Genomic DNA, 8862 nt, shown 5'->3' with positions numbered 1-8862 from the left:
CGAGCGCCTCGGTCAGGTGCTCGATCTTGGCCGGGAAGTTCGCGACGAAGGATTGCAGGCCAACGGGATTCGGCGGATTCGCCAGCACCATCCGCATGACGGCGGTCGCCTGCTCGGTGAGGTCCTCCCACTGTTCCACCGTCAGGCCCGACCGCTCGACGGCCGCGCGCAGATTGTCGGCGGTCACCAGATGGCTCTGGTCCGACCGGTCCGCCCACGGGAGCGGGAATTCGGGCTCACCCACGGATGCCGTGGTGATATCCCAGATGGCCAGCAGGCCACCGGTATCCAGCACCCGATACGCCTCGCGGTAGAGACCGTCCTTGTCGGCGATGTTCATCTGCACGTGCTGGCTGAAGATCGCGTCGAAGCTGTTGTCCGCGAACGGCAGATCGGTGACGTCGCCCTGCCGCACCGTGATCCGATCATCCAGTCCGACCAGCTTGTTGATCCATCGCGCCGTCTCGCAGTAGTCCTCGGTCAGGTCCACGGTCGTGACCCGGCAGCCCCGGCTGTCGGCGATGAATCGCGCGGTCCCGCCGATCCCGCTGCCGGCATCCAGCACCCGTGATTCCGCGGTGAGTCCCGCGAGCTCCACCAGCGCGCCCGTGGCGATCCGGCCCATGGTGTGAAAGTCCTCCACCAGCGTGAGATCGGTGAGCCGCAGTTCGTCGAGGTTGCATCCCGCCGCGACCAGGGCATTCTCGATACCTGTCCGGGAGACGCCGGACCGGTAGGGGGTCTCGATCGAAATATCGTTCATGTCAGCGCCCTTCCTTCGAAGGCGGGTCGGCCAATGAGTAATCAGCCAATGCTTACAACTTCGAGTATGCGACCGTTTCGGCTCCTCCGCCAGGGATCCGCGACAGCAGCCCTGACTCACCCCTCGCGCCCGGCTCTCGAGATTCTCTCAGCGAAGGCATGGCAACCTCGATGACATGCCGTCCACACCGCCCGCGCCGAAGGAGACAGCGCCGACGTCACCACCGGCCGACTACACGCTCACCGGTGTGTTCATCGCGTCCGTGCTGGCGGCGATCATCATCGCCCTCACCTGCGAGGTGATCTGGTCCCACGGCCCCGCCGGTCCCGATGCGACCTGGTTGCGGTGGTTCATCGACCACCGCACCGACACCTGGACCACGGTCGCGAAGGCGATCAGCGCGGCGGGCGGCACCACGTCGGTCGCGGTCTACTCGACGCTGGCCTGTCTGTTCCTGGCCTGGCGCAGGTATTGGGACCGGGCGGTGCTGGTCGCCGTGACCTCGACCGGGGCGGGCCTGATCGTCTTCTTCGGCAAACTCCTGATCGGGCGCGACCGCCCGCCGGTGGTCGATCACCTCGTCACCGAGACGAACCACTCCTATCCCTCCGGCCATGCCCTCGGCTCGACGGTGGTGATCGGGATCCTGGTGGTCGTCGCACTGCCCTGGCTCCGACCGGTCGCCAGGCTGGTGCTGACCGCGCTCGCCGCCCTGTTCGTGCTCGCCGTCGGTTTGTCGCGTCTCTACCTGGGCGTGCACTGGCCGACGGATGTGCTGGCCGGATGGCTGATCGGCGCGTGCTGGCTCACGATCTGCCTGACCCTGAGCCCGCTGACCCGCCTGGTGACCGACCGGCTGCCCGGCCGGGACTGAAACCTACCGGGGGACCGGGGTTCCGGCGGACCAGATCCGGTGGATACGCGTCGTCGCGGTGATATCGGTGAGCGGATCCCCCTCGAGCAGAACGAGATCGGCGCGCAGCCCCGGGGCGACCGCCCCGCGATCCGCGAGACCGAATCGTTCGGCGGGCCCGGCCGTCGCGGCGTGCAGGGCCTCGGCGGGGGAGAGCCCGGCCGCGACCAGCAGTGCGAGTTCGTGGTGCAGACTCGCCCCGAACGCGGGATTCATGGGGACACTGGGATTGGCGTTGGCGTCGGTGCCCGCGAGGATCGGGATGCCCGCGGCGTGCATGGCGGCGACCGAGGCCAGGCAGGCGCCGAACCCGTCGGGGAAGCCCCGGACCGCGGCCATCCCTTCCATCATGGTGAGGGTGGGGACGACGATCGTGCCCTCGGCGGCGAGGCGCTCGATGGTTGCGGCTGGGAGCGGATTGCCCGCGGGGACATGGGTGATGACGTCCGCGCCCGCGTCCAGGGCCATGGTGTACGCGCCGGGGGTGGCCGCGTGCGCGATCACGAGCAGGCCGCGTGCGTGGGCCTCGGCCACGACGGCCTTGCTCCCGGTTCGGGTTGTGCGGCAGCGCGATCGGATCGACGGCCTCCGGTTCAGCGGCGGCGGGGCAGCAGCCGGCGGGAGACGTGGGCGGTCAGGTCCTCGGCGATCGGCGGCACCGGCGCGGTGGGGCGCGCGGGTGGCGGCGGGGCCGAGCGGGCGTCGCCGGAGATCCGGATGAGCAGCGCCAGAATGATGTAGTTGGCCAGCAGTGAGGAACCGCCGTAGGACATGAACGGCGTGGTCAGACCGGTCAGCGGAATCAGTTTGGTGACACCGCCGACCACCACGAACAACTGCCAGCCGATGGAGAACGCCAGCCCGCCGCCCAGCAGTTTGCCGAACGCGTCGCGGGTGGTGAGGGCGGCGCTGAAACCGCGCACGCACAGGATCAGGAACAGCGCCAGCACTCCGGCCAGCCCGGCCAGTCCGAGCTCCTCGCCGATGGTGGAGATGATGAAGTCGGTCTTGGCGAACGGCACGTCCTGCGGCCGGCCATTGCCCATGCCGGTGCCGATCAGTCCGCCGGTGCCCATTCCGAACAGGCCCTGCGAGATCTGGTATCCCGTCGTGTAATACGTGGCCAGCGGGTCCTGCCACACCTGGACGCGCACCCGCACGTGCGCGAACAGCCCGTAGGCGATGATCGCGCCGACCGAGAACATGGCCAGCCCGATCAGCAGCCACGACGCCCGCCCGGTGGCGATGTACATCATGGCCAGCACGGTCCCGAACACCAGCAGCGAGAAGCCGAGGTTCTTCTCGTACACCAGTACCAGCACCGCGACGAAGGTGACCAGCAGCAGCGGGGCCAGATCGCGTAGGCGCGGGAAGGTCATGCCCAGGAGGCGTTTACCCGCCGTGGTGAACAGGTCCCGGTTGGCGACCAGGAACGCGGCGATGAAGATGATCAACAGCACCTTGGCGAACTCACCGGGCTGAATCGAGAAGCCGCTGATCAGAATCCAGCTCTTGCCGCCGTTGACCTCACTGAAGCGGGACGGCAGCAGCGCGGGGATGAGCAGCAGGACCACCCCGGTCAGCCCGCAGGTGTAGCCGTACCGGGCGGGTTTGGTGTGATCGGACACCAGGGCCAGCACCAGCACGAACAACGCCATGCCCAACCCGGTCCAGATCAGCTGGTGCGCCGAATCCGAGGAGGGGATCGGCTTGCCCGTGTGCGCGGCCTGCGCCGCCTCCGCCCGGTCGAGCCGGTCGATGAGAACCAGCCCGATCCCGTTGAGCAACACCACGCACGGCAATAACACCGGATCGGCCGCGGGCGCCCACCGCCGCACGGCCAGATGCGTGACCAACACGAACACGGTGAAGACGACCAGCGCTCGAATGCTCTGCCCGTCGAACCCGCTGCCGGTGGTGGAGGTCATGGCCAGATACGCGAATCCGGTCAGCGCCAGCGCCGCCGCGCACAGTAGCAATTCGGCGTTGCGCGGAACCCGTCCGCTCGACCTCGCCGGGGCAGGGCTGTGCCGAATTGCGCTCACACCGAACAGTATCGCGCGCGATACCGGATCAGGAGCCAAAGCAGCAGGGCTTCCGCGATCGCCGTGAACACGGTCAGGAATTGGCTGAAATAACTGGCCAGCACGGTCACCACGGTGAGCGACAGGATGTTGGACCAAATGCCCAGTCGGACACCGATATCCACCCGGCCGCGCATCCACCGCGGGCGGCGTACCAGGCGACCAGCACCACACGCTCGCCGAGCACGGGATCCACCGTGACACAGATCCGGCCGCGCCGGTGCCGAACCGGAGCAGCGCGACGGTGAACCGAAACGGGTCGTGGATCGTGTCAGCGGGACCAGCGTGCGAGCAATCGAGGTCGCGATGAGTATCGATCATGTTGGACGCCGGGAGGTCGTCGTCGCCGCGGGGATGGTGTTGGTGGCGGCCGCGTGCACGAAACAGCGGGGTCCGTCACCCGGTACCACCGGTGGGGCGGCGGCGAGCGCGACCGCCGCGCCACCGGCCCCCACGACCGGCTCGCCCGCACCGGCCGCCCCCGAACCGCCCGCCGCCGAGCCCGGTCCCGCGCCATTGAACGGCACGGTGCTGGCCGGAACCGCCGATGTGCCGGTCGGTGGGGGCGTGATTCTCGGCGACACCGTCGTCACGCAGCCGAATGCCGGGAACTATCTCGCGTTCTCGACGGTCTGCCCGCATCTGGGCTGCGCGGTGAACTCGGTCTCCGGTGGCGTGATCAATTGTCCCTGTCACGGAAGCCAATTCGGGCTGGACGGGTCGCTGGTGCGGGGGCCCGCCACGCGCGGGCTGGCGCAGCGTGAGGTGAACGTGCGCGACGGGCAGTTGATCGCCGGGCCCGCGCCCGCGCCGCCGGTCGCCCCGGCCGTGGAGCAGGAGCAGCCGCAAACGGCCGAGCCCGCACCGGTGACCGTCACCGAGCCGGGTGCGCCCGACAATGCCATCGCCCGGACCGGTGACATTCCGGTGGGCGGCGGGGTGATCGTGGGCAATACCGTTGTGACACAGCCGAGTGCGGGCAGCTTCGTCGGCCTGTCGGTGATCTGCACGCACCTGGGTTGCGCGGTCAACGACATCTCGGGTGGCACCATCAACTGCCCCTGCCACGGCAGCAAGTTCAACCTCGACGGCTCGGTCGCTGCTGGACCTGCCACCCGGTCCCTCGACGGCCGTCAGGTGAGCGTGCAGGGCGACTGGGTGGTGTCGGGCGCGGGGGATCCGAATGCCCCCATCCCGCCGCCGAAACCCTGGTGGTGCGAGATCGTTCCGCCGGGTTGCCTGGGCTGCTGACCCCCGCGGTCAGTACGGTTGCGCGGTCGAGTTCCAGCTCGCGGCCAGCTCCGCGGCGGCCGCGCGCGGGAAGGAGACGTGCGTGGCGTCGCCGTCGGAGGTGTAGCGCTCGGCCGGGTCGGCCGCCAGCCGGTCGAGCCAGTACCCGGAGTCGAAGGCGACGGGGCTGCGGCCGGAGCGGATTCGGGGGATGCCCGCCGGGTCCAGGGCCGCGGTGAAGGGCGAGGCGGCCGGGTTGGCGCCGACCAGCAGGACGCCGCCGAACCGGTAGGGCGTGCCGTCCCAGCTGCCCGCGCGGGCCAGGCCGTGGTCGGCGGGATAGACGCCGAGCGGCAGGGCCATGGACCGGATGGTGGTGCCGGGGGCGGAGGTGGTGATGGCGCGGATGTTCTGGACCAGTTCGCGTTGCACGTCGGCGGGCGGCAGCTGGCCCAGATTGGCGTGGGTGGCGGTGTGCGCGCCGATGTCGTAGCCGTGGCGGACCAGCCAGGGCAGGGCGCGGGCGTCCTCGCCGAAGGGTTCGTTGTTGATGTAGAAGGTGGCGGTGGCCGCGAAATCCGGGTGGCGGGAATGGAATTGCTCGAGCAGGCCGACGGCGCAGTCGGGGGTCGGGTCGCCGGCCGGGGTGAGGGTCAGCTGGCTGCCGGTGGAGTCGTCGAAGGTGAGGACCACCGGATGGGTGCCCGCGGGTAGGTCGATGACGCCCGACAGGTACTCGGTGATGGTGATCGGGCGGTAGCCCTCGGCGTGGAGCCGCTCCAGTTCGGCGGTGAATTTCGCCGGGGTCTGGTCGTATTCGCCGGTGGGCGCGGCTTCGACGCGGTGGTACATGAGGATGGGAATCTGGCCCAGCTCATTGGCGGCGACCGCGGCCGGATCCGGCGGCCTGGCCGCCGCCGGGGGTGGGGTGGGCGTGGCCGCCGGGCTCGGAGCGGTGGATCCTCCGCACGCGGTGGCGGTCGCGCACAGCAGCGCCGCCGTGACCATTCGCAGCATGGTCGACGCCTTCATCGCCGCAACGCTACGCGGCGGCAACGGTTTTGACGTGATCTCGGCGAAAATCGGACGTTGTTCGCACCCAGGCGAGATAGTGATGCCCAACAGCCGTCTGTGGAAGTTGGTGTCTAGGTTGCTCATGCGACTCCGGTCGATCCGCCGTCGGCGGTCCGCCCTGCTCGCGATCGGCGCGGTGTTGTGCCTGGTGCTCGCGGGCGTGGTGTTCGTCTTCGGCCGCAGCCGCCCCTCGGCCGCCGTCCAGCCGCCAACTCTGGAACTCGCGCCGACCCCCGCCGCCACCTCCTACCGGGACCCGGTGCTGGTGCGCGGCAAGGCGATCGGCGCCAAGCAGGTCGCCATCGGCGACCAGTCGGTGCGTCCCGGCCCGGACGGCTCCTTCGAGATCCGGCTGCCGCACGGTCCGGTCGACGCCACGGTGGTGGCGACCGGTGCGGCGGGGGACACCGTCGTCAGCCCGGTGAAGGTCGAGGTGACGCTGCCGCGCATCCGCGCCGTCCACGTCACCGCCTACGCGTGGGCCTACGACCCGATGCGGGAGGCAGTGCTGGATCTCGCCCGCCAGGGCCGCATCGACACCGTGCAGCTCGACATCAAGGACGAGGACGGCATGATCGGCTACGACTCGCAGGTGCCGTTGGCCCGCGAATCCGGCGCCGCCACCACGATTTACGACGCCCCGGCCGCGCTGAAGCAACTGCACGACATGGGGTTGAAGGTGATCGGCCGCATCGTCGCCTTCCGCGATCCGACCGTGGCCGTGTGGGCCTGGCGCAACGGCCACCCCGACTGGGTGATCCAGAACGCGGGCGGCCAGCCGTACTCCAGCGGTTACGGCGCGATCGCGTTCACCAACTTCGCGAGCCCCGAGATCCGGTCCTACAACCGTGATCTCGCCGTCGAAGCGGCCGAGCTCGGCTTCGATGGCGTCATGTACGACTACATCCGCCGCCCCGACGGCGGGCTCGGCGGCATGCGGTTCCCGGGGCTCACCGAATCCCCGTCGGACTCGATCGCCAACTTCCTGCGCGCCTGCCGGGAGCCGATCCATCAGGCCGGTGCGTCGTTGAGCGCCGCCGTGTTCGGTATCGCCGCCACCCGGCCCGACGAGATCGCCCAGGACATTCCGGCGATGGCGCGCTACTCGGACTTCCTGGCGCCCATGCTGTATCCGTCGCACTGGCACGCCGGGGAATACGATGTCGCGAGCCCGAACTCGCAGCCCTACGACATCGTGTTCCGGTCCCTGCAGGACTTCCGGGCGCGCACGGCGGGGACCAGCGCGCAGGTGATTCCGTGGCTGCAGGACTTCAGTCTGGGCGTCTCCTACGGGGACGAGCAGGTGAAGGCGCAGATCGACGCCACCTTTGCGGCGGGGTACAACGGGTTCTTCCTGTGGAACCCCGCGGTCACCTACCACCCCGGGGCGATGGTCCCCAACTAGCCCGTGGTCAGCCCCGGTTCAGTGTCGCGCCGAGCGGGGCCACGGTGAGCTGGGATCGGGTGGCCTGCACGGTCACCTCGAAAACCGGCGTGCCCGTGAGGGGTCCGTTCACGAAGCCCGCCAGTTCCGGGTTACCGGCCGGGTCGGCGTCGCGGACGTCGAGTGCGCCTTCGAGTTCGCGGGGATTGTCGTCCAGTCCGGCGGCGCGCGGCAGCAGTCGCAGGCCGTCGGTGGTGTAGAGCTGCACGGGGTAGTCGCGGCCGGTCGGTGGGGTCAGCGTGGCCGGGTGTTTGGTCTGCGCCCAATCGAAGTCGTCGAAACGCAGGTTCCAGCGGCCCGGCAGGACGCCCTGGAAGGTGATGGCTGTCGCCGGGTTGAACCGCTCGGTCAGCTGATCCGGCGCCGACGGCAGCGGCCCCTGGTCCTGCCAGGTGTACCGCCCCGGAATGTGATTGGACCCCGCCATATCCAGGTCGTACCTACGCGTGAACATGTCCCCGTACCGGTTCATCACGAACGTCACCGACCCGGACGCCGACAGCGACTCCGACACGAACCGCCCACCCATCGGCCCGCCGATCTCATAGCTCAGATCCGCCGGCAGCCACGGATCCTGATACGTGATCCGAGACCCGTCCTGCGACAAGGCGACCAACTCGACCAGCCCCGCCGTGGTCGGATGGTCGTACCCCTTCGCATCCTCGAAACTCTTCGACATCCGATGACTGATCGCCCACCGACACCGCGGTGACCTGCCCGTCCAAACACCCGGGTGCCGGCACCTTCCGCCACGTCCCCCCAGACTTCCGAGGCCGCGTGTACAACGACCCGTCCCGCAGCACAACCTCCGCGAAACGGTTGAAACCCTGTGTCCCATCCCGCAACTCGACCCGCGGCGGGAAACTCACGCCCTCGGGCGCACCAGGCAGATCATCAAACTCCGCCACCCCCCGAACACTCGGCAACGGCAGAAACAACCTCGGCAACGGCGGAATCACCTGCAACGTAACGACAGCCGGCACACACCCCAACGGCCGACTCCCAACCCCCACATCCCCCCTCGCGACACCCCCGCCACCCAGCACCACCACCCCCACGGCAACCGCCGCAGCCGCCGACCCCAACCCCGAGTGCCCCGTCATCCGTGCAATCCAACCCACCACTTCCCCCGAAAGACCCACCTTTACCAGGCGATTTGCACACCCCCAACCCCCATGGTGTACCTTCGTCCAGTCGCCGGGTAATCCCAGCGACAACCGCAAGGGGCTATGGCGCAGCTGGTAGCGCACCACACTGGCAGTGTGGGGGTCAGGGGTTCGAGTCCCCTTAGCTCCACCAATCGTGTCATTGCACGAACCGACTCCATTGGGGCTGGTACCGCAGAAGCGGTACC

Annotated in this window: 9 protein-coding genes and 1 tRNA gene; 4 read left to right on the top strand and 6 right to left on the bottom strand. The window is 69.1% G+C overall.

What is annotated here, in order from left to right; genetic code table 11:
* On the bottom strand, positions 1-763 hold a 763-nt coding region (locus tag ACFV4K_RS32380), incomplete at its 3' end, for a class I SAM-dependent methyltransferase (protein ID WP_379280058.1).
* Between the two features lie 175 nt (positions 764-938).
* On the opposite strand from ACFV4K_RS32380, the gene ACFV4K_RS32375 reads away from it, so the two are divergent.
* Positions 939-1637: a phosphatase PAP2 family protein gene (locus ACFV4K_RS32375; RefSeq protein WP_379280056.1), complete on the top strand. Its 699-nt coding sequence runs from the start codon at positions 939-941 to the stop codon at positions 1635-1637.
* Positions 1638-1640: 3 nt separating this feature from the next.
* On the opposite strand, the gene ACFV4K_RS32370 is transcribed toward ACFV4K_RS32375, so the two are convergent.
* The 3 genes from ACFV4K_RS32370 to ACFV4K_RS32360 are packed head-to-tail and all read right to left on the bottom strand — an operon-like array spanning position 1641 to position 3885.
* Positions 1641-2255, bottom strand: a complete 615-nt coding sequence (locus ACFV4K_RS32370) for an amidohydrolase family protein (protein WP_379280059.1) — start codon at positions 2253-2255, stop codon at positions 1641-1643.
* A 14-nt stretch (positions 2256-2269) separates the two neighbouring features.
* The gene (locus ACFV4K_RS32365; RefSeq protein WP_379280055.1) at positions 2270-3721 is read right to left on the bottom strand and encodes an FtsW/RodA/SpoVE family cell cycle protein; all 1452 of its coding nucleotides are present in this window, start codon (positions 3719-3721) and stop codon (positions 2270-2272) included.
* Complete coding sequence (locus ACFV4K_RS32360; protein ID WP_379280053.1) at positions 3718-3885, bottom strand: hypothetical protein; 168 nt, start codon at positions 3883-3885, stop codon at positions 3718-3720. Before ACFV4K_RS32360 ends, ACFV4K_RS32365 begins: the two co-directional genes overlap by 4 nt.
* Before the next feature lie 181 nt (positions 3886-4066).
* Here ACFV4K_RS32360 and ACFV4K_RS32355 point away from each other — a divergent pair, with 181 nt between their 5' ends.
* Positions 4067-5011, top strand: a complete 945-nt coding sequence (locus tag ACFV4K_RS32355) for a ubiquinol-cytochrome c reductase iron-sulfur subunit (protein ID WP_379280051.1) — start codon at positions 4067-4069, stop codon at positions 5009-5011.
* A gap of 9 nt (positions 5012-5020) precedes the next feature.
* Here the strand turns inward: ACFV4K_RS32355 and ACFV4K_RS32350 are convergent, their stop codons facing one another.
* The gene (locus tag ACFV4K_RS32350; RefSeq protein ID WP_379280049.1) at positions 5021-6022 is read right to left on the bottom strand and encodes a polysaccharide deacetylase family protein; all 1002 of its coding nucleotides are present in this window, start codon (positions 6020-6022) and stop codon (positions 5021-5023) included.
* A gap of 124 nt (positions 6023-6146) precedes the next feature.
* Between ACFV4K_RS32350 and ACFV4K_RS32345 the strand changes: the two genes are divergently transcribed.
* Positions 6147-7469 carry a putative glycoside hydrolase gene (locus tag ACFV4K_RS32345; protein ID WP_379280048.1) on the top strand — a complete coding sequence of 441 codons (1323 nt, stop codon included), beginning with the start codon at positions 6147-6149 and terminating at the stop codon, positions 7467-7469.
* A 7-nt stretch (positions 7470-7476) separates the two neighbouring features.
* On the opposite strand, the gene ACFV4K_RS32340 is transcribed toward ACFV4K_RS32345, so the two are convergent.
* Positions 7477-8187 (bottom strand): hypothetical protein, encoded by a 711-nt coding sequence (locus ACFV4K_RS32340; protein ID WP_379280047.1) that lies wholly within the window; start codon positions 8185-8187, stop codon positions 7477-7479.
* Between the two features lie 544 nt (positions 8188-8731).
* On the opposite strand from ACFV4K_RS32340, the gene ACFV4K_RS32335 reads away from it, so the two are divergent.
* Positions 8732-8807, top strand: a tRNA-Ala gene (locus ACFV4K_RS32335).
* Positions 8808-8862 lie beyond the last annotated feature (55 nt).

It is taken from the genome of Nocardia sp. NPDC059764, assembly GCF_042732555.1.
Classification (GTDB): Bacteria; Actinomycetota; Actinomycetes; order Mycobacteriales; family Mycobacteriaceae; genus Nocardia.
This window is presented reverse-complemented; position numbering and strand designations above follow the sequence as displayed.